19 protein-coding genes and 2 tRNA genes are annotated in these 20,773 nt (G+C 51.2%); 11 read left to right on the forward strand and 10 right to left on the reverse strand.

Features of this window, described 5'->3' with window-relative positions; genetic code table 11:
* Nucleotides 1-284: 284 nt before the first annotated feature.
* Nucleotides 285-1,094 carry an NYN domain-containing protein gene (locus Q9L42_RS07145; RefSeq protein ID WP_305909119.1) on the forward strand — a complete coding sequence of 270 codons (810 nt, stop codon included), beginning with the start codon at nucleotides 285-287 and terminating at the stop codon, nucleotides 1,092-1,094.
* Nucleotides 1,095-1,120: 26 nt separating this feature from the next.
* Here Q9L42_RS07145 and Q9L42_RS07150 read toward each other — a convergent pair whose 3' ends face one another.
* From Q9L42_RS07150 to hslV, 7 genes are all read right to left on the reverse strand, one after another.
* Complete coding sequence (locus Q9L42_RS07150) at nucleotides 1,121-2,434, reverse strand: APC family permease (protein WP_305909118.1); 1,314 nt, start codon at nucleotides 2,432-2,434, stop codon at nucleotides 1,121-1,123.
* Between the two features lie 1,096 nt (nucleotides 2,435-3,530).
* On the reverse strand, nucleotides 3,531-5,081 hold the full coding sequence (gene ubiB / locus Q9L42_RS07155; protein WP_349432450.1) for a ubiquinone biosynthesis regulatory protein kinase UbiB: 1,551 nt from the start codon (nucleotides 5,079-5,081) through the stop codon (nucleotides 3,531-3,533).
* 64 nt (nucleotides 5,082-5,145) lie between these two features.
* Complete coding sequence (locus Q9L42_RS07160; RefSeq protein ID WP_349432452.1) at nucleotides 5,146-5,769, reverse strand: ubiquinone biosynthesis accessory factor UbiJ; 624 nt, start codon at nucleotides 5,767-5,769, stop codon at nucleotides 5,146-5,148.
* An 83-nt stretch (nucleotides 5,770-5,852) separates the two neighbouring features.
* Nucleotides 5,853-6,602, reverse strand: a complete 750-nt coding sequence (ubiE, locus tag Q9L42_RS07165; protein ID WP_305909114.1) for a bifunctional demethylmenaquinone methyltransferase/2-methoxy-6-polyprenyl-1,4-benzoquinol methylase UbiE — start codon at nucleotides 6,600-6,602, stop codon at nucleotides 5,853-5,855.
* Between the two features lie 17 nt (nucleotides 6,603-6,619).
* A complete protein-coding gene (locus tag Q9L42_RS07170) occupies nucleotides 6,620-7,003 on the reverse strand; it encodes a DUF971 domain-containing protein (RefSeq protein ID WP_305909113.1) in 384 nt (127 codons plus the stop codon).
* Between the two features lie 4 nt (nucleotides 7,004-7,007).
* Nucleotides 7,008-8,333, reverse strand: coding sequence for an ATP-dependent protease ATPase subunit HslU (gene hslU / locus Q9L42_RS07175; RefSeq protein ID WP_305909112.1), 1,326 nt, complete (start codon nucleotides 8,331-8,333; stop codon nucleotides 7,008-7,010).
* A gap of 3 nt (nucleotides 8,334-8,336) precedes the next feature.
* A complete protein-coding gene (gene hslV / locus Q9L42_RS07180) occupies nucleotides 8,337-8,885 on the reverse strand; it encodes an ATP-dependent protease subunit HslV (RefSeq protein ID WP_305909111.1) in 549 nt (182 codons plus the stop codon).
* Between the two features lie 470 nt (nucleotides 8,886-9,355).
* Between hslV and Q9L42_RS07185 the strand changes: the two genes are divergently transcribed.
* From Q9L42_RS07185 to Q9L42_RS07200, 4 genes are all read left to right on the forward strand, one after another.
* On the forward strand, nucleotides 9,356-9,982 hold the full coding sequence (locus Q9L42_RS07185) for a DUF4126 domain-containing protein (protein WP_349432455.1): 627 nt from the start codon (nucleotides 9,356-9,358) through the stop codon (nucleotides 9,980-9,982).
* A 71-nt stretch (nucleotides 9,983-10,053) separates the two neighbouring features.
* Nucleotides 10,054-10,129: transfer RNA gene (locus Q9L42_RS07190), tRNA-Phe, on the forward strand.
* A gap of 20 nt (nucleotides 10,130-10,149) precedes the next feature.
* A tRNA-Phe gene (locus tag Q9L42_RS07195) sits at nucleotides 10,150-10,225 on the forward strand.
* Nucleotides 10,226-10,494: 269 nt separating this feature from the next.
* The gene (locus Q9L42_RS07200) at nucleotides 10,495-11,151 is read left to right on the forward strand and encodes a transposase (protein WP_305909109.1); all 657 of its coding nucleotides are present in this window, start codon (nucleotides 10,495-10,497) and stop codon (nucleotides 11,149-11,151) included.
* Here Q9L42_RS07200 and tnpC read toward each other — a convergent pair.
* Both tnpC and Q9L42_RS07210 read right to left on the reverse strand, forming a co-directional pair.
* Complete coding sequence (tnpC, locus tag Q9L42_RS07205; protein ID WP_349432745.1) at nucleotides 11,097-11,951, reverse strand: IS66 family transposase; 855 nt, start codon at nucleotides 11,949-11,951, stop codon at nucleotides 11,097-11,099. The genes Q9L42_RS07200 and tnpC overlap by 55 nt on opposite strands.
* 163 nt (nucleotides 11,952-12,114) lie before the next feature.
* Nucleotides 12,115-12,666, reverse strand: a complete 552-nt coding sequence (locus tag Q9L42_RS07210) for a DUF6444 domain-containing protein (RefSeq protein WP_349432456.1) — start codon at nucleotides 12,664-12,666, stop codon at nucleotides 12,115-12,117.
* Nucleotides 12,667-13,232: 566 nt separating this feature from the next.
* Here Q9L42_RS07210 and Q9L42_RS07215 point away from each other — a divergent pair.
* Nucleotides 13,233-15,011 carry an SLC13 family permease gene (locus Q9L42_RS07215; RefSeq protein ID WP_305909108.1) on the forward strand — a complete coding sequence of 593 codons (1,779 nt, stop codon included), beginning with the start codon at nucleotides 13,233-13,235 and terminating at the stop codon, nucleotides 15,009-15,011.
* 99 nt (nucleotides 15,012-15,110) lie between these two features.
* On the opposite strand, the gene Q9L42_RS07220 is transcribed toward Q9L42_RS07215, so the two are convergent.
* Nucleotides 15,111-15,506, reverse strand: coding sequence for a hypothetical protein (locus tag Q9L42_RS07220; protein ID WP_305909107.1), 396 nt, complete (start codon nucleotides 15,504-15,506; stop codon nucleotides 15,111-15,113).
* Between the two features lie 259 nt (nucleotides 15,507-15,765).
* On the opposite strand from Q9L42_RS07220, the gene hemC reads away from it, so the two are divergent.
* The 5 genes from hemC to Q9L42_RS07245 all read left to right on the forward strand — a co-directional run bounded on the left by hemC (nucleotide 15,766) and on the right by Q9L42_RS07245 (nucleotide 20,756).
* Nucleotides 15,766-16,698 carry a hydroxymethylbilane synthase gene (gene hemC / locus Q9L42_RS07225; protein WP_305909106.1) on the forward strand — a complete coding sequence of 311 codons (933 nt, stop codon included), beginning with the start codon at nucleotides 15,766-15,768 and terminating at the stop codon, nucleotides 16,696-16,698.
* Nucleotides 16,685-17,476, forward strand: a complete 792-nt coding sequence (locus Q9L42_RS07230) for a uroporphyrinogen-III synthase (RefSeq protein WP_305909105.1) — start codon at nucleotides 16,685-16,687, stop codon at nucleotides 17,474-17,476. The genes hemC and Q9L42_RS07230 overlap by 14 nt, the downstream gene beginning before the upstream one ends.
* The gene (locus Q9L42_RS07235; protein ID WP_305909104.1) at nucleotides 17,464-18,633 is read left to right on the forward strand and encodes a uroporphyrinogen-III C-methyltransferase; all 1,170 of its coding nucleotides are present in this window, start codon (nucleotides 17,464-17,466) and stop codon (nucleotides 18,631-18,633) included. Before Q9L42_RS07230 ends, Q9L42_RS07235 begins: the two co-directional genes overlap by 13 nt.
* 12 nt (nucleotides 18,634-18,645) lie before the next feature.
* Nucleotides 18,646-19,878, forward strand: a complete 1,233-nt coding sequence (locus Q9L42_RS07240) for a heme biosynthesis HemY N-terminal domain-containing protein (protein WP_305909103.1) — start codon at nucleotides 18,646-18,648, stop codon at nucleotides 19,876-19,878.
* 374 nt (nucleotides 19,879-20,252) lie between these two features.
* Entirely contained in the window at nucleotides 20,253-20,756 is a 504-nt protein-coding gene (locus tag Q9L42_RS07245; protein ID WP_305909102.1) for an REP-associated tyrosine transposase, read from the forward strand.
* Nucleotides 20,757-20,773 lie beyond the last annotated feature (17 nt).

Genomic DNA, 20,773 nt, shown 5'->3' on the forward strand with positions numbered 1-20,773 from the left:
TCGCTGCACGGGAAACGCTACATGTTAACTGATGCTCTGATTGCAACGGTACTTCATTATGCCTGAACAAAAGCTAAATAAATTTCAGCGGAATGTAAAATTTGCTAAGGGGCATGACGATTGCTCCCTGTCTATGTTTGCAAAGGGCTGTTTGAAACTGTCGGATCGAGTTCAAAGTTTAGTCCTGCAAGTTATTCTTCGTGTACTTGACGGTCTTCATCGTGAATAATAGGCGCTATCAGGCAATTCAGCCACTTTATCAAAGTCTTTTCAAGGAACACGGCATGAGCAAACAACCTAAAACACAAAACATGGCCTTATACTGCGACTTTGAGAATGTCGCTCTCGGTGTGCGTGACGCTAAATATGACGCCTTCGATATCAGAAAAGTCCTGGAGCGACTGCTGCTGAAAGGCAATATCGTCGTTAAAAAAGCGTATTGTGATTGGGAGCGCTATAAGGAATTTAAAGCGGCGATGCATGAATCGGCATTCGAGTTGGTCGAGATACCTCATGTGCGCCAGTCCGGTAAGAACTCGGCCGACATTCGCATGGTTGTCGATGCATTAGACCTCTGCTATACCAAGTCACATGTGGATACCTTCGTGATCATTAGTGGCGATTCCGATTTCTCCGCGTTAGTCAGCAAACTGCGGGAGAACAACAAGGTCGTGATCGGCGTTGGCGTCAAGAATTCAACGTCCGACTTGTTGATCGCCAACTGCGATGAGTTTATTTTTTATGACGACCTGGTCAGAGGAAAAGAAAAGCACGTCAAGACGCGCAAGCCATCACACGATAAGGTTGCTAAAGCAGTCGGGGCTTCCGAAGAAGAGAAAAAGCAGGAGGCCTTGGATATGCTGCTTGAGACGGTGGAGGATTTGTTTAACGAACGCGGCGAGGAAGAGAAAGTTTGGGGATCGATGGTCAAACAAGCCTTGAAAAGGCGCAAACCCGGTTTTAATGAAGCGTATCACGGTTTTCGCACCTTCGGGAAGTTGCTCGAGGAGGCGCAGAAGCGCAAACTGCTGGAGCTCAAATTGGACGAGAAATCAGGCGGCTACATCATCAAAAGTTTTTTTCATGATGAATGAATTCAAGTTGATTAAGGCAACGCGCCTTATTCCTCTGCATAATGTTTCAGGAACAGACGTTCGCCAACAAAAATAACAATGAGTCCCGCGATGGAGGCCCAGATAACCAGGATATCGGACCGAGCTTTGACGACGAGAAAGACGGCAAGCACGATGACGTCAAGAAGCATGGCGGTGATCAAGATTGACGAGTTGGCGTTAATCTCTTTACGTAAATAACGGAATACGCCCCAATGGATGGCAATATCCATAATGATATAGAAGATGGCGCCCAGCGAGGCTATGCGGCTCAAGTCAAAAAAGACGGTGAGCAGCATTGCCATGACGATCGTATAAACCAACGTGTGCTTTTGAATGCTTCCCGGCATGCCGAAATGACTATGTGGAACCAACTTCATATCAGTGAGCATGGCCAACATCCGTGATACGGCAAAAACGCTGGCGATGACGCCGGATACCGTCGCAATAATGGCAAAGCCGACGGTAATCCACAGGCCATACTGGCCGAAAGCGGGGCGGGCGGCTTCCGCCAAGGCGTAATCCTTGGCAGCCACAATTTCATCGATGGCTAGGTTGCCTCCGACTGCGAGCGTCACGATCAGATAGATGATCACACAAATAGCGATCGATATGATAATCGCACGACCAACATTTTTGTGTGGATCGTTGATTTCACCGCCGCTATTAGTGATCGTGGTGAAACCCTTATAAGCTAATATCGCGAGGGCGACGGCGCTGATGAAACCACTCCAGGTAGTTTCCTCAGGGGCAAGAGACACGCTTTCGAGATCCAAACCGGCAGCCCATAATCCTCCGGCAGCCAGCAGAGTGAGTCCGCCGATCTTGATAAAAGCCATCAAGAAGGAAAATGCCTGAATAAATTGATTGCCCAAGATGTTGACGAAGAATGCGAAAAGCAACAGTCCGACACCCAATGCCGGAATCATCCAGTTATTGTTATTCACATCAAACAATTGCAACGTGTATGTCGCGAAGGTACGGGCTACCAGGCTTTCGTTAATCACCATCGAAAAATACATCAGTAGCGCGCATGCGGCGGTGATCGTGCCTTTGCCGTAGGCTTTTTGCAAAAACATGGCTATGCCGCCCGCCGATGGAAAGGCGTTCGACATCTTGATATAAGAATAAGCGCTAAAGCCGGCAACGACAGCCGCGACCAGAAAAGCCCAGGGGAACCATTCATGCGCCAGTTCCGCCACTTGTCCGGTGAGCGCAAAGATCCCGGCGCCTATCATCACCCCGGTGCCCATCGATACCGCACCCGCCAGGGATAGGCTGTTTTTTTGATAACGGCTCGATTTCGGCTGTGACTGTTTCATTAGCGACCTCCGGTTATCTGGATTACTCCGGATTTTTCAAAAAAACCATTCAGGGATAAACTGTATCCGGAAAACATGACTCATATTAATCCAAATGCATGGATTCTTAATACCTTTTTCAAAACTAAGGCTGCCTTTGTGAAATTAGCCGGTTTAAGGAAGCGCACCGGTTTTTGATGTGCTTCACGCAGTTCGGCACATCCGAAGGCAAGGCTGCATTGGCATCGCAACCGTGGATACGCCGCCAGGCAATCCGGCTGGATACGCACAATGGCCAATTTTGCCCCGGTGCGGGGATTTGGCGGCTTGCTTCGCGAAGCCGCCCTACGATGCGGTAGGGTGTGCTGACGATAGGAAGCGCACCGGTTTTTGATGTGCTTCACGCAGTTCGGCACATCCGAAGGCAAGGCTGCATTGGCATCGCAACCGTGGATACGCCGCCAGGCAATCCGGCTGGATACGCACAACGGCCAATTTTGCTCCCGGTGCGGGGGTTTGGCGGCTTGCTTCGCGAAGCCGCCCTACGATGCGGTAGGGTGTGCTGACGATAGGAAACGCACCGGTTTTTGATGCGCTTCATGCAGTTCGGCACAACCGAAGGCAAGGCTGCATTGGCATCGCAACCGTGGATACGCCGCCAGGCAATCCGCCTGGATACGCACAACGGCCAATTTTGTCCCCGGTGCGGGGTTTTGGCGGCTTGCTTCGCGAAGCCGCCCTACGTTGGCCGATCCGCTGCGCGTGATCCACCTCACGGATGTAGGGTGTGCTGACGATAGGAAGCGCACCGGTTTTTGATGCGCTTCACGCAGTTCAGCACATCCGAAGGCAAGGCTACATTGGCATCGCAACCGTGGATACGCCGCCAGGCAATCCGGCTGGATACGCACAACGGCCAATTTTGCCTCCGGTGCGGGGGGCTGAACGATTCAACCGTGCCTAAAGTCAGTTAAACGTTCGGGGCGGGTTGAATAACCGGCCCCGCCCAGGCGGTTTGTCATCGGCGCTTTTTTAGCGACTTATCGTTGCTAAATCGTAGCAAGAGCGACGTTTTTTGCAGCAAGTGATGGGCGGGAAGGTCTGCAGTGAGGCGCCGTTATTGCACGAGCACCGCGGTGCTGATGATCGCGGCGCTGGCTAGGATGACCCAGAGCGTGCTGCTGTGGTTGCTTTCCATCTGATGCCGCAATTGCTCTATCTCTCGATTATTGGCTTCCAGCTGCTGCTTGCTTTTGCTGGCGCTGTCCAATGCATGGAAGAATAGCGTTGGAAGCTCTGGAAATTGTTCGGCGATTTCCGGGAACTGATCCATGATTTTTTTTAGCTTTGCCTTCGGTCCCAGGCGTTCCTTGAACCAGTTTTCCAGAAAAGGCTTCGCGGTTTGCCAGAGATCCAGTTCCGGGTACAGTTGCCGGCCCAATCCTTCGATATTGAGCAGGGTTTTTTGCAACAACACCAGCTGCGGTTGCACGACCATGTCGAAGCGTCTGGCGGTCTGGAACAGGCGCAACAACAGCAAACCGAAGGAAATATCTTTCAGCGGTTTGGCGAAGATAGGTTCACAGACGCTACGGATGGCCGATTCAAATTCCTCGACGCGGGTTGAGCTGGGCACCCAGCCTGATTCGATGTGCATTTGCGCAACGCGTCGATAGTCGCGGTTGAAGAACGCCAAGAAGTTTTCCGCCAGATAACGTTGGTCGGAAGACGATAAGGTGCCGACGATGCCGAAATCGACCGCCAGATATTTGGCCGGTAAGTCGACGAAGATATTGCCGGGATGCATGTCGGCGTGGAAAAAATTATCCCGGAATACCTGGGTGAAGAAAATTTCCACGCCGCGTTCCGCCAGTAGCTTGAAATCGGCGCCGCCGGCGCGCAATTGTTCGACTTCGCCGACCGGAATGCCGTGTATTCTTTCCATGACCAGTACTTTTTCACGAGTCAGCGGCCAGTGGATCTCCGGGACATAAAGGGCTTCGGAGCCTTCGAAATTGCGCCGGATTTTGCTGGCGTTGGAGGCTTCTTTGACCAGATCCAGTTCATCGAGGATGGTTTTTTCAAATTCCGCAACGACCTCCAGTGCGCGCAATCTTTTGGCGTCTTTCCAGAAACGCTCCGCCAGTTTCGCAAGCTCGTACAGCAGGCCGACATCGGAATGAATTCGCTGTTCGATGTCCGGACGCAGGACCTTGACGATGACTTTTTCGCCGGAGTTCAGGGTGGCGGTATGGACTTGGGCCACCGACGCCGAGGCCAACGGATTCGGGTCGAATTCGGCAAAGGCTTCTTCAATGTTTTGCCCTAGTTGCTGTTCGATGATTCGGCGCGCGGCTTCATTGGGAAAAGGCGGGACTTTATCTTGCAGTTTGACCAGTTCGTCGGCGATATCTTCTGGCAGCAAGTCCTTGCGCGTCGACAAGGCCTGGCCGAATTTAACGTAAATCGGCCCAAGGTCTTCCAAGGTGCGGCGTATTCTGACGCCGCGCGGTTCGCTTGGTTTTCTCAGCCAGTAGTTCGGGGACAATAAGGCCAGAAAGCGTACCGGGCGGAACAAGTGCGTCTTCAGCACGATTTCATCCAGGCCATGAAGCATCATGACCCAGTTGATATGAATTAAACGCAATAAAAGTTTGGGGCGAATCACGTGATTACCTTATTTTTATCTTAGGGGGCAGGGCGTGAGCGCCCTCGGCGATTGGACGCGTGGGTCATGCTTCATTGTTCTGCATATGTCTCTGCAGACGCTCGAATCTTGCCTCGAGACGGTCATAGTCGGAGCGCAGTTCATCCACTTGGCGAAAAAAAATATCCGCCTCCGCCTTGGCAGGCAGGTCCCGGGTTTCCTCCTGCAAGAATTCTTCGGTATTGAGACGCCATGTCTCCAGCGTTTGTTGACTCCAATCGCGACCGGAACGAAACAGATTGCCGATTTTGTGGGCGATGATATCGCCGGTGAACTGCGACAATTTTTCTTCCAGGTCGATATCCAGTTGTTCGAATAATTGCTGAAACTTGTGGCCGGTGCGGGTATCGCCTTCAATGCGTACGTCGCCGCTGAATACCGAATGCATCGAGGAGGCGTTCAAGCCCATCAAGCCCAAAGCGGTCAAGCTGCCGGTGAGGGTGGTGTCCACGTCGCCTAGATAGGATTCAAGCACTTGAATGCCGTGTTCATTCGGGCAAAGGTAAATGGTTTCTTGGAAGGGTTCTAGCGTGACTGCGATGACCTTGCCGGCCAAGGGCGCTAAAAACAGGCTGGCTTCATCATCCAGCGCGAGGTATTGGTTGATCGCCGTTTCCAATGCGCCTGTCAAAAGCGGTTTGATGATCATGAGCGTGATTCCTGTTTAATTCGATAGGCTGGCGCGATGTGGCCCGCAAGCAGCGTGGCTCCATGCGGGCTACATCGTTCGCGTTATATTTTATAGCCTCGGTGCACCGCGACGATGCCTTGAGTCATATTGAAATATTCGCAACGCTCCAGGCCGGCGTTTTCCATCATTTTTTTTAATTCTTCCTGTTTCGGGTGCATGCGGATCGATTCGGCCAGATAACGATAGCTGTCTTCGTCTTTGGCCACCACCGCGCCGATTTTAGGCAACAGCTTGAAGGAATAGAAATCGTAGACTTTTTCGGTCAGCTTGTCGGTCGGATGAGAGAACTCCAGTACGATGACGCGACCGCCCGGTTTCAACACGCGATGCATTGAACGCAGTGCGGCGTCCTTGTCGGTGACATTGCGCAGCCCGAAGCCGATGCAGACGCAATCGAAGGTGTTGTCGGCAAAGGGAAGGCATTCGGCATTGACCTGGGCATAGCGGATATTGCCGGTCAAGCCTTTATCGATCAGCCTGTTGCGGCCGGTGCGCAGCATTTCCGAATTGATATCGGCCAACACCACTTGCCCTTTCTTGCCGACCCGTTTTTCAAATAATGACGTCAGGTCGCCGGTGCCGCCGGCCAGGTCCAAAACCTGGTCGCCGCTTCTGACATTGGCCAGTTGCACCGCGATCCTTTTCCAGATTCTGTGTATGCCTAGCGACATCAGGTCGTTCATCAGGTCGTATTTATCGGCGACCGCGTCAAAAACGCCGCGGACCATGCGCACCTTTTCCTCGGTGCGCACTTGTTTAAAACCAAAGTGGGTTGTGTTTTCGTTTGTCATGTTGTTGCCTTGAATAGTTACTGCGGCTCTTGTCGCTGATGGCCCGCCGCCTCGAGTTCATTTAGGTAGGCCGGCCAAAGAGTGTCGTATTCGGAGCCGAGTTTGTACAGCAAATCCCAGGTGTAGATGCCGCTATTATGTCCGTCACTGAAGGTCGGGGCAATGGCATAGTTGCCCATCGGTCGGATTTCCGTGATGGTGACGTTCTCCTTGCCGACTTGCAGCACCTCCTGCCCCGGTCCATGGCCTACCGCTTCCGCCGACGGCGTATAGACGCGCAGGTATTCGCAAGGCAGTTTGAAGATGTTGCCGTCATCAAAACTGACTTCCAGCACCGCAGAACGCTGGTGCAGTTTGATTTCGGTCGGTATGCGATGGGTTTCTTGAACGTTTAAACGCATAGTCTTAGAGGATGTAGCGGCTTAGATCTTCGTCTTCCGCAAATTCAGATAAATGGGCGTCGACATAGGCGGCATCGATCGTCACCGATTTTTCCATCAGGTCCGGTGCTTTGAAGGAGATGTCCTCCAATAATTTTTCCAACATCGTATGCAGCCTGCGTGCGCCGATATTTTCGGTCGTTTCATTGACCTGCCAACCCAGTTCGGCGATGCGTTGAATGCCTTCCTCGGTAAACTGCAAGGCGACGCCTTCGGTGCCTAGCAAGGCCTGGTATTGTTCGGTCAACGACGCATCCGGCTCGGTCAGAATGCGGACGAAGTCGTTGGCGCTCAAGGCATCCAATTCCACGCGGATCGGGAAGCGACCCTGCAGCTCCGGAATCAGATCGGACGGCTTGGTCAGGTGAAAGGCGCCTGAGGCGATGAACAGGATGTGATCGGTCTTGATGGTGCCGTATTTGGTGCTGACGGTGCTGCCTTCGACCAGCGGCAGCAAATCACGCTGTACGCCTTCACGGGAGACCTCTCCGCCACCGCCGCCGAGTTCGGAGCGTTTGCAGATCTTGTCGATCTCATCGAGAAAGACGATGCCGTTTTGCTCCACCATTTCCACAGCGGACAGTTTGATGTCGTCTTCATTGACCATCTTGGAGGCTTCCTCTTCCTGCAACACCTTCAGCGCATCCTTGATTTTCATTTTGCGGGTTTTGGTTTTGCCGGTATTCAGGTTCTGGAACATGCCCTGTAACTGGCTGGTCATTTCCTCCATGCCCGGAGGCGCCATGATTTCGACACCGACCGAAGGCGCCAGCACATCGATTTCGACTTCTTTGTCGTCTAGATCGCCTTCGCGCAATTTCTTGCGCATCTTCTGCCGAGTGGACATTTCCGTTTCCGACCGCATGCCGCCATCGGCCGAAGGTAGCAAGATGTCCAGCACCCTGTCTTCGGCCGCATCGGCGGCGCGGTTTTGAACTTTTTCCATCGCCGAGACGCGCGTCATTTTAACCGCGATATCGACCAGGTCTCGGATGATCGATTCGACGTCGCGACCGACATAGCCGACTTCGGTGAATTTTGTCGCTTCGATCTTGATGAACGGCGCGTTGGCGAGACGAGCCAGACGTCTGGCGATTTCGGTTTTACCGACGCCGGTCGGGCCGATCATCAGGATATTTTTCGGCGTGATTTCCTCACGTAAGGCGGGGTCCACTTGACTGCGGCGCCAGCGGTCGCGTAACGCAATCGCAACCGAACGTTTGGCTCCGGCCTGGCCGATAATGTGTTTGTCCAGTTCGCTTACAATTTCTTTAGGTGTCATTTGGCTCATGGTCTACTCTTGCGGCTCGGCGTCTAGTTCTTCGATGGTCAGATTGTGGTTGGTGTAGATGCAGATATCGGCGGCAATGGTCAGCGATTTCTCGACAATCTCACGGGCGCTCAGGTCGCTGTTTTCCAGCAAGGCGCGCGCCGCCGATTGGGCGTAAGAACCGCCGGAGCCAATCGCCATCAGGTCGTATTCCGGTTCGATGACGTCGCCGGTGCCGGAGATGATCAGCGAGGTCTTGGCGTCGGCGATCGTCAACAGCGCTTCGAGTTTGCGCAGCGCGCGATCGGTGCGCCAGTCCTTGGCCATTTCCACGGCCGCGCGGGTCAGATTGCCGCGGTGTTTTTCCAGCTTGCCTTCAAAATGTTCGAACAGGGTAAAGGCGTCGGCCGTCGCGCCGGCGAAACCGGCAATCACCTTGTCATGGTAGAGCCGTCGCACTTTACGGGCATTGCCTTTCATGACCGTGTTACCCAGGGTGACTTGGCCGTCACCGCCGATGACTACTTTGTCGCCTCGGCGAACAGAAAGTATGGTAGTACCTCTTAAATTCACAACTATCCCACTCAGTAATATCTAAACTGGTCAATTTTACATGTTATCGAATGATATTGGGGAAAAGATTGAGTTTTTAAAGGTGGGCAACGGCAATTATTTTTTGCAAGCATAAAGTTCGAGACGGTGATCGCTATACCTAACTGCCGTCAGTCCGCTATATGGCGGAAAAGAAAGGCTGCAATTCCCAATTTCAGAGTTTTAGCGGTATTTAGGGCTTGGGGTAGCCTGTCGAGGAGCGCCGTGTACCCATCCTTGGGGGGGCTTGACGGCGGACTCCCTGCCGCCGACATCTTCGCCAAACACACCCCAAGCCCTCTTCGTGAGCCATATATGGGAATTGCAGGGAAAGTGGGCGAATTTAACGGCCGACATTAGAATTGCGCTACAATTCAATTTGGCGCGGTCAGGTGCTGTTAAGGTAAACACCGTTAACGTATCCGTTCAATTATCAAAGGCGATGAGCTGTTATGGAAGCATTAGAGCAAATTTCGACGACATTGGCGTTAACGATGGGGTTGGCTTGGGCCAGCGGAATCAATCTTTACGCCACGTTGTTCACCTTGGGTTATCTGGCCAATACCGGCAACATCGATTTGCCTTCCGATTTGCAAGTGGTGGCGAATCCGGCGGTGATGGGAGCCGCCGGCTTGATGTACTGCGTCGAGTTCTTCGCCGATAAGGTGCCCGGCGTCGATACCGGCTGGGATACCTTGCATACCTTTGTGCGCATACCGGCTGGCGCGATGTTGGCGGCCGGCGCGGTCGGGGATTTGAATCCTGCCGTCGAATTGGCGGCGGCGATCTTGGGAGGCGGCATGGCGGCCGGGTCTCACGCCACCAAGGCCGGAGCCCGGGTGTTGATCAACGCCTCGCCGGAACCCTTCAGCAATTGGACCGCCTCAATCGGCGAGGATATCGCCGTCATCGGCGGGGTATGGGCCTGTTTGAATCACCCGCTGATCTTTCTGCTGGCGCTGGCGCTGTTCATTGCACTGATGATTTGGCTGTTGCCAAAAATATGGAAGGGCATCAAAAAAGTTTTTGGCTTTATAATCAACTTGTTCAGCAGTAAAAAAGGTTCGCCGCAAGCGTGATGGCAACGGTTTATCAAGTTTTTTTCTTGACTCAGAGCGGATAAATTAGTTTAATAGCGAACTTTTGGTGAGCCCAGGTAGCTCAGTCGGTAGAGCAGGGGACTGAAAATCCCCGTGTCGGCAGTTCGATTCTGTCCCTGGGCACCATCAAAAAACACTTCCTCCAAGCCCAGGTAGCTCAGTCGGTAGAGCAGGGGACTGAAAATCCCCGTGTCGGCAGTTCGATTCTGTCCCTGGGCACCATGCTTTACCAGCAATCTTTTCTTTCGAATTTCTTCAAAAGCTTCCTCTGGTCCATTTCTGGTCCGGTTTTTCTTCTATTACTTGTTATTTCTACCCTGAATTAGTTCTGCTTTTTATCATCAGAGCTATGGCTTAATCGAGCCTGTTTGCAACCACTCGCTTCTCCAGACTGTTTTAAGGAACCGCACAATATTTGGGGTCAATATTTGGGGTCAGAGTAACATTTATCTGTTATTATCGCCTTTTTGACTCGTAAATTAGGTGACGCAATGGCAAGATTAACCCGAGTTGCCCCTGTCGGCGTGCCTCAACATATCCTACAGCGAGGAAATAACCGGCAGGTCTGCTTTGCCAGTGAAGAAGATATGAAGGCGTATCTCAACTGGCTCAAAGAGTTGTCCCTAAAGCATCAGGTCGATGTGCATGCCTGGGTCTTGATGACAAATCATGTTCATCTGCTGTGTACACCTTGGAAAGAGAATGCTATTAGCCGAATGATGCAATCAATCGGTCGCCTGTATGTTCGCTATTATAATCATACCTATCAGCGCAGCGGCACGTTGTGGGAAGGTCGTTTCAAATCTTGTTTGGTGCAAAGTGAGCGGTATCTGCTTGAACTCTATCGCTATATCGAGTTAAATCCGGTCCGAGCTGATATGGTTAATGATCCCAGTGACTATAGTTGGTCGAGCTATACTATCAATGCATTGGGCGTGGAAAGTGAATTACAAACGCCGCATCCAGAATATCTGGCTTTAGGGAGATCGAAAAAAGAGCGGTTAAGCAACTACCGTGATTTGTTTAAAGCGCATGTCGGAACAGATCTATTAATGGAAATCAGGGAGAATATTAATAAAGGGTTGGCGTGTAATTATTCAGACACCCTAACAATTGGCAAGGCCGGTACCGGCAAGCCTGACCGCTGACTTGCGATCACTTGTGCCAAATAAATCCACGGTGACTGATTTCTTTTGCGGCAGGTTTCAATGACGCTGATTAAAATAGCGAACACACGCGTCCCATTTTCCGAGCGCGTGCCATAGCAAATGCCGCGTAAAATAACCCAGTGGCGCAACGCTCGCTCCGCTTCATTATTCGTTAAGGGCTGATGCGGTTGATCCAGAACTTGAAAAATAGCTGTCCAGTCATTTAGCATTTCCGTGGCTAATGCTGCTGTTTTCTTATGTTCATGGGTTTTCATTTGTATACACATCTGCTGATAGAGCAGTAATTGCAGGCGATAAGTTTCAGAAAGTGGCGTATCAGGTGGTGTTATTCGCGCTTTGCGTACCGCACCTATCAACACAGCCAGTAAATCGTGCGTTTGTTGACCAAAAAGCTGGGCGTCTCTGTTTAAGCTTTCATTGAGCCCTTTCGCTTTACGCAGAAGATGAGCCCAGCAACGTAACCGACTCAGATATTTGCGATAAACCGTGTAGCCATCGCTCATTAACCAACCATTAAAGTCGTCGCCTAAAAGATTTTCCAATAATTCAGCGCTACGCGTAGCAATCCAATAGGCTGTGACGCGATTCGTACTGAACACCCATAACCAAAGAAAAGTCGTGTGCTCCATCCAGGAGGTTTCGTCTACATGCAGCAATTCGCTGTTAATGATTTCTTGTGCAAACTCATCTTCAAGCGGCATAGCCGCTGCGCCACTTTCATGCAGGGTATTATTGATGGTGCCAACACTTAATTTAATACCTAACCAGTCATATAAAATTCCTGAATACGCTCACGCGATAGGCGCATACGGTAGGCAAGACAAACAATCATTGCTGCCAGTCCAGGCCCCACTAAACGCCATTCAGTTCGGCTAATACCCGGCAATTGAGCATGACTGCTACGACTGACTTCTTTGCGCGTGATATGTCCATTGGCGCACACTACTTCATAGAGATGTGCTTGGTATGGGTGACTAGAATGCCTGGATGCTCAACATCGCCCCATTCGACATTGATTGTTTCATACGCGGCATAGGCGATAGCATGACGCGGCTCTAATGTTTGATGGCAGCAGGCACATATTTCAGGGTAATGATCTTGATAGTGGGTAATGGCTAGCTTTTGTGTTCGGCCAAAGCCTTGTGCGCCTGGTTGTTTGCCGGGTTTGCGGGGTTCTTGATGTTCATTGTTAGGATCAGCGGACTGTTGCTGATCTTTTTTAGAAGGCGACGGGGGGGTGACGGTGTCTTCCGTTTCAGCAGACTTATCGATCTCCGTTTGTTCTTGATCGTTTGTATTATCTGTAGCTGCTTTATCCCAAGGCGCTTCGCTGCTAGGTGGACGAGAGCTGTTGCGCGAATTTTGGCTTAAGCGCTCACGCGCTTCTTTTAGGTCGTTAAGTAACTTAATCGATAGGTAACGTAATTCCTCTTCCGGTAAATTGAGAAGCTCGTCTTCATCGATTTGGCTTAGGTCCTGGTTACTGAGTTGCATGGGATAAATACTAAGGCTTCTTAATGGATTTGTACAATGTTCTTGTGTCGGTTTGTCAATTATTTTGTATTTTCAGCTAGGGTGTGTGAATACTTACGTTGGCGTTGGGAAATGAGCGGTTCACGTCACAAATAGAAGCATTAACCAAGCAACGCGTTACGGCAAGAAAGCCGGGAAGGCCACGAAATCGGAGCATTAATGAAACATAAATGTTACTCTGACCCCGAATATTATAAATGTTACTCTGACCCCGAATATTACCCCGAATATTTTTGCCTTTTAGGCTCGTCCCGTGCCGGACGGGTTTTGTAAACCCGCCCGTTATGTTCCGTATTCTGACCAGCCTATATGGATAAACGCCGACCGTCATATCGGATATGGTATCGATCGAGGCCTAAACCACAAAAGCATTGCGACGGGATGCATATCCCGTCGCGCTCAGGATTGGGCTGCCAGTTTAGACGACTGGCGTCATAATGAGAATTGCTGGCCTTTCATCCGTTAGTTTTTGTTTATCGATAGCGCTATTATATATTCCTTTTTATTTCTGTTGGGAAAGCAAAGATATGGATTGGCAAGGCTGGCTGTCATTGGCATTGAGCGCGGGGGCGTTATTGACGCTGATATTGACTCGTATAGGACCGCATTTCGTGATGATGGCGGTGCTGACGATATTGAGCGTCAGTGGCGTGCTTAGCAGTCAGGAAGCCTTGGCCGGATTCAGCAATTCCGGATTGATTACCGTGGCGGCGATGTTTGTCGTTGCGGCCGGTATGCATTCCTCGGGCGCGGTCGATTTACTGGTCCATCATGTGTTAGGAAATCCTGGTTCGGTGCGTTCGGCGCTTGCCCGCATCTTTTTGCCGGTGGTGTTGCTGAGCGGCTTTCTCAATAATACGCCGGTGGTCGCGACATTGATTCCGGCGATACATACCTGGTCGCGCAGAATCGGGATTGCGCCGTCACAGTTGCTGATTCCGTTAAGTTATAGCGCCATTTTGGGTGGGACGCTGACATTGATCGGCACCAGCACTAACTTGATCGTCAATGGTCAGTATCAGACGCTTACCGGCGAGACCGGCTTTTCCTTGTTTTCGATCTCGGCGGTCAGTATTCCGGTCGTGATCGTTGGCCTGGCGTTCATGTGGCTGTTCTTTCCCGCCTGGATGCCAAAGCGAGAGCAGAACAAGGCCTTTGCCAATTTGCGCGAATTCACGCTGGAGGTTTCGGTCGCCGATAAAGGCCCGTTAGTCGGCAAGACGGTGGAAGGGGCCGGCTTGAGAAACTTGAAGCGCATCTATTTGGTGGAGATCGAGCGTGGCGGCACCGTCGTCACCGCTGTCCCGTCGGAAGAAAGGCTGCAAGGGGGCGATCGTCTGGTCTTCGCCGGCGATACCGAGGCGATTTCGGATTTGCTGCGCATCAATGGCATCGTGCCCTCGGCCGAAAATGGTCATGCTCAACCGCTGATGAACGAGCGAGCCGAAAGACGGCTGGTGGAGGCGGTCGTTTCGCCGCATTGCGCCGCCGTTGGCGATGCGATACGCGATGCCCGTTTTCGCGATCGTTATGGTGCGGTGGTGCTGGCGGTGGCGCGCAATGGTGAACGGGTGAAAGGCAATCTGGGCAGCATCAAGTTGCAGGCGGGCGATACGTTATTGCTGGAGGCCAGGCCGGCTTTTGTCAGTCGTCAGCGTTACAATAAGGATTTTTTGCTGATCAATGACTTGGACACCGAAACGCCGCGTCATGAACGGGCCTATCTGGCCTGGGGGATACTATTGGTTGCGGTGAGTGCCGCCGGTTTGGGCTTGATCAGCATGCTTAATGCGGCGCTACTCGGCGCGGGCTTGATGATCATCACAGGTTGCTGTTCGGTTAGTCAGGCCGAAAGAAGTCTGGATCTGACCGTGATTATCACCATTGCAGCGTCATTTGCGTTAGGGAATGCGCTGCACAAAACCGGCGTTGCGGCTTTTGTCGCCGAAAACATGATCGATTTGAGCGGCGGCACGCCTTGGTTGTTGTTGATTCTGACCTATATTGCCGTGTCAGTGTTGACCGAAGTCATTACCAATAATGCAGCGGCGATTTTGATGTTGCCGGTCGTCTTGGAAATCACCGGTAAAGCAGGCCTGAACGACGTTCCTTTTGTCTTCGCCATCATGATAGCGGCATCGGCCAGTTTTGCCACGCCTCTGGGCTATCAAACCAATTTGATGGTTTATGGGCCAGGTGGGTATCGATTTTCCGATTTTTTACGCGTCGGTTTGCCAATGAATGCGGTGATAGCCACGGTCACGTTAACGGTATTATTGCTCGGATGGCCATTGGCGGCCCCTTAAGTAGCGGGCTTTTTGCTGTTGATGAGGGGATGAAATCGGGCCGGTCTGAGCGACCTAACCCGATTCGGCTGTGTCTAATCTACATAGATGATTAGCGCCTTAGAATGCTTTGTATTTGCTCTGAACTTCCTTGAAGATTGAAACGGCTTCTATTAAGTAGCTTTCGGCTTTTGCGTTATCGCCTTTTCTGATCGCTGAACGCGCTTTCGAAATGCGAGAGTTGGCTTTGGAGCGCAATCTGTCGACGATGTTGCTTTCAATTCTTTTCGACGCTTGTTTGGTGGATTTTAATAATCCCAATACGGTGTCTTCGTCTGTGCCGTTTTGCACAGCGGTCAGCGCTTCTTCGGAGAGGCGAATGGCGTCCTCGATTGCTTGGCTGACTTCCTCGGCGGTCGCGTTCTCTATTTTTCCAGCGGCTGTCGCGACAGGGGCCATGGCAGACATGGCAACGGTGACGGAAACAGCCAGCAATAATTTTTTCAATAAATCCATTAGAAATTTTACCTCGAATATAATGATGTTGATTGTTGTGATATGCGCAACAAGAAAATTCCGCACTTTTTAATTTTAACACATGCTAAAGTTGTGTTTTTAAAAATTAATCACTTACACGGATTTTATCCGGTCTAAGTTTGCCGATTTTTTAAACGATAAAGTTAAAATTGAATGCATGCTGATTTCTCTTGCGAAGGGATTTTCACAGTAAATCAGTTTACAATAAGTGTTTTTTAACTGCTGTTCAGGATCGATTTTGGCTAAGAAAATTATTCGTATTGCAACTCGTAAAAGTCCTTTGGCGTTGTGGCAGGCCGAACATGTCGCGACTCGTCTGGAGCAGGCTTTCCCGGAAATCAAGGCGGAGCTGGTCACGATGGTCACCCGTGGAGACAAGCTTCTGGATGCGCCGCTGGCCAAGGTGGGCGGTAAAGGTTTATTCGTCAAAGAATTGGAACAAGGCATGCTGGAAGGGGCGGCCGATATCGCGGTTCATTCGATGAAGGATGTGCCGGTTGAGTTTCCGCCAGGATTGCATCTCTCCGTGATTCTTCAGCGCGAAGACCCCACCGATGCATTCGTCTCCAATCATTATGGATCGTTGAAAGATTTACCCGCCAACGCCAGAATCGGGACCTGCAGCCTGCGTCGGCAATGTCAGGTCAAGGAACGTCTGCCAGAGGCGGAAATTCTTAATCTTAGAGGGAATGTCAATACCCGACTGGCTAAATTGGATGCCGGTGAATTCGACGCCATTATACTCGCCTCGGCGGGATTAAAGAGATTGGGCATGGAGGAACGCATTGCCGAATCGCTAGATCCTGCGGATAGTTTGCCTGCGATAGGACAGGGAGCGGTTGGCATCGAATGTCGTGCTGACGATGTTGTCATCAACACCTATTTACAGGCCTTGCATGACGAAGAAACGACGATCCGCCTGCGCGCCGAACGCGCGATGAATGCGCGGCTAAATGGCGGCTGTCAGGTGCCTATTGCCGGTTTTGCCGAGCTCGACAATGGCCGGCTGATGATGCGGGGCTTAGTCGGCAAGCCGGACGGCTCCTTGGTGTATCGCGCCGAGGCCTCCGGCACCCCTGAACAGGCGGAACAAATAGGCCTTACGATTGCCGAGGATTTGCTGGCTCAAGGCGCCGCCAAGATTCTGCAGGAGGTCTATGCTCAACCGTGAGTTCGGTTTGAACGGCGTTCGGATTTTAGTGACCCGCCCTCGGCCACAAGCGGAAGGCTTATGTCGTTTAATCGAACGGCAGGGCGGAATTGCGCTGAACTTTCCGACGCTGGAGATTAAACCGCTTGCTCAAACGGATGAAATCAAGGCTAAGTTGCAGGCTTTGAACGATTACCATTGGTTGATTTTCATCAGCGCGAATGCGGTAAATTTTGCGCTCAAGGCGAACAATGGCAAAATAGAGCAGTTTGCCGAGCCACGGATTGCCGCGGTTGGCGGGGCAACGGCAAAAGCCTTGAAGGATCATGATTTAAGCGTTGATTTGTTGCCGGATCAGGGCTTTAACAGCGAAGCCTTGCTGCAAACATCGGCGATGAGAGCAATCGCCGGGCAACGGTGTTTGATCGTGCGCGGTCGGGGCGGCCGTGAAATGCTGGCCGATACCCTGCGTCAACGGGGCGCCTCGGTTGATTATTTGGAAGTCTATCAAAGAACCATGCCGAATAGGGATATTTCGGAACTGCTGGCATTATTGCAACATAATCGGCTAAACGCCGTCACAATAACCAGTGGCGAGGCCCTGCAAAATTTGCTGGCCATGCTGGGCGATGATGCTCCTTTATTATTTTCGCTGCCTTTGGTTGTGATTAGCGACAGAATTGAACAAATGGCCAGACAAATTGGGTTCAAACGGATCCTTGTTACCAATAGCCCGGCCGATACAGCAATTTTACAGACATTGACTACGTTACCATGGGGAAAACAGTGGCCGAAGTAATTGAAGAGCAAGAGACGCAGCCAGCGGCGCAGGCGCAAGTAGAAGTAAAGAAATCTCGCGCCGGCCTCTGGTTTGGCGTCATTATGACATTATGCATCGTGGTCCTGGCCGGAGCCGGTTTCTATTTGCTGCAACAACTGCGCGAACATCAGGATGCCTTGAGCAGCCAGGATGAACTTAAATTAATCGAAGTCAGCAAGCAAATGAACGCATTTCAGTCTCAACTGGCTGCGATGCAGTCGCAACTGGCGACGGTGGACGCCGATGTGACCGGCAAGGAAGCCCATTTTAATAAAAAGCTGGAAGAGTTTTCTGATCTGCACATTGAAAAACTCGAATCGACACGCAAGCAGTTGCAAGAGTCCATCCTCCACTTGCAAAGGCAGTTGGGTAAGACTCGGGGCGATTGGTTGATCGCCGACGCCGAGTACCTGTTAAGTGTCGCCAATCAGCGCTTACATTTGGTCGGCGACCTCAACACCACACGTGAGGCCTTGGAAGCCGCCGATCAGAGGCTGCGGGAAAGCGGCGACGCCTCGGTGTATAAAGTGCGGGAACAAATCGCCAAGGAGCTGGCCGCCTTAAAAACGGTGCAGGTGCCTGATATCGTCGGAATCTATTCGACGTTGCAATTGTTAAAGGAAAAAGTCGACAATCTGGCGGTATTTCTGCCTTATGCCGGCAAGGATCTAACGCCCTCGAAGCAAATTCATGAGCATAAGATACCGTCAGAGGAAGGGCATGATTTTTTAAGTGCGATTTTTGGTCAACTCGAAGGTTATGTGACCTTGCGCCACACCGATCAGCCTGTGAAGGAAATTCTGACGCCGGAAGAAGCTCAGTTCATCAAAGATCAGCTCGGCGTCAAACTGGAAATGATCAAAATTGCGCTGGTGCAGCAAAACGATACCTTATATAAAACCGCGATAGCAGACGCCAAACGATGGTTGAATGAAAACTTCAGCCAAAACAATGATGCTCAGAGTTTTGCCGCCGAGCTCGAAAGGCTGAATAACATTGAGATTCGGGCGCATTTTCCAGACATCAGCGCCTCATTAAAGATGCTGCGGGATATCGGCAAGTTGAGACTCGAAAACGACAAGGCGATGCAGAATGATCGTGAGCAGCCGGCAGAGCAGCCGAATAGCGCGCAATAAAGAGCAGACATTATGAAAAACATCATTTATTTTCTGGGGGCCCTGTTTGTTGCTATTGCCGCGGCTTTTATCATTCATGGCTGGTTGACGCAATATAATGATCCCGGTTATGTCCTGATCGGTTTCGGTCATTGGGCGCTGGAGACCTCGCTGGTGGTGTTCGCCGTTTCCTCGGTGATCGCCTTCTTTGTTTTTTATGTCTTTTTTCGTTTTCTCGGTTGGTTGTTGCGCTTGCCTTCGCGGATGAAGGAAAAAGGAAAAACGATCAAATTCAATCGTTCCCAGGAGGCTTTGATCGCCGGCTTGGTCGATTCGGCCGAAGGTAATTGGGAGCGGGCCGAGAAGGTATTGATCAAGCATGCATCCAATAGCGGTGCGCCTTTGTTGCACTATTTGACGGCGGCGAAAGCGGCCCAGTCACGCGGAGCCTTCGAAAAACGCGATGAATATCTTAGCAAAGCCGCCGAACAGGCTTCCGACAGCGATATTGCCGTCGGCTTGACTCAGGCGGAATTGCATTTATCGGAAAAGCAGTTTGAGCAGGCGCTGCAAACCCTGAGCAAATTACATTCGATAGAACCGGGGCATGCCAGCGTCTTGAAGATGCTGCACCAGGCCTATCAGCTCGCCGGTGATTGGGAGGGCTTACGAAAACTGATACCCTCGCTGCATAAAAATAAGATTCTGATGGAAGCCGAAGTCAAACTGTTGGAAACGGAGACATACAGTCGTTTGTTGAAGCAGGCTGCCGAAGAGGGCGATGAGGATGACATCCAGCAATGCTGGGACAGCGTGCCTGAGCATATCCGAACCGTTCAAGGCATCGCCGCTATTTACTATGCCGCGATGATTGAGGCCGGCGCCGGCGCCAAAATTGAGGGACAGTTGGTGAACTCCCTCGTTAAGAGTTGGGATGAAACCTTATTGGTGTTGTATGGCAACATTGAATCGGCCGATTTTGCCAAGCAATTGCAGACCGGCGAGCAATGGCTGGCGGTCCATCATTCCGATGCGGTGTTGCTCAGAGTGCTGGGCAAAATCAGCATGAAGTGCGGGCAGATGGAAAAAGCCGAACAATACCTGGCGAAAAGCGTTGCCACCGACCCTAGCGTCGCCGGCTATCAATTGCTGGGTGATTTATTGTTGGAAAAAGGCGATAAAGACAAGGCCAGTGACTGCTTCAAAAGAGGTCTGGAGCTGGCATCCAACGAAGTCGTCAGCCGGGTCGAATCGATTTCCGGTTGATACCGGCTTTAAACGTTAACCGCAGAGGCGCCGAGGCGCTGGAGATGCCTGAGCGGGACGGGATGTGTATCCCGTCCCCATGCTTAAAGATTGGCTGGATTTGCGCCGATGCCAAGAACGGTGTGAGACACAATCTGAGTGATCATGCCAGTCAGTCGGTTTTGTTGGGACGTTAGGTAAGGTTGCGGACGGAGTGAATACTCCGTCCGACCCAGTAGTTTCAATCGTTAAACAACTTGGGCGGGACGGGATTTTCATCCCGGCCCAATGTTTAGATTGATTGGACTTGCTTCGATGCCAAGAGCGGTGTACGAATCATTCTGAGTGATAACAAATTCTTCCAATCTTTTCCTTCACTTTTTGGAGGTTAGTTTATGCCTTCCAGACGCGTCGTTGCCGGGCTCAGTGCAGGAACGTATTATTTAACGATGACCGTTCAGCGTTGGTATTATTTGTTCGATCGCCATGGCCGATGGGAAATTCTAGCTGATTCGATCAGGTATTGCCAAGAAAATAAAGGATTGGCGCTTAACGGCTATGTATTTATGCTGAACCATCTCCACATCATTGCGACATCACAGGATATGGTGGGCTTTATCCGGGATTTTAAACGTCATACTTCCAAGCAATTTCGCTTGAATCTTGAGGTGACGGAACCTCGTGTATTGCAGTTATTCGTCGACCACAAATCGAAATATCAATTTTGGCAAAATACCAATGCGCCAAAGAAAATTGAGAATTTCCATTTCTATCAGCAGAAACTCAATTACATTCATGATAATCCGGTCCGAAAAGGCTATGTAAGGCGGCCGGAATATTGGCTATGGTCATCCGCGAATCCAACATCGCCGTTAAATGTTAGCTTTTTTACCGATTAATGGGGTAAGGTTGCGGA

Origin of the sequence: Methylomarinum sp. Ch1-1 (genome assembly GCF_030717995.2) — a bacterium.
Lineage (GTDB): Bacteria > Pseudomonadota > Gammaproteobacteria > Methylococcales > Methylomonadaceae > Methylomarinum > Methylomarinum roseum.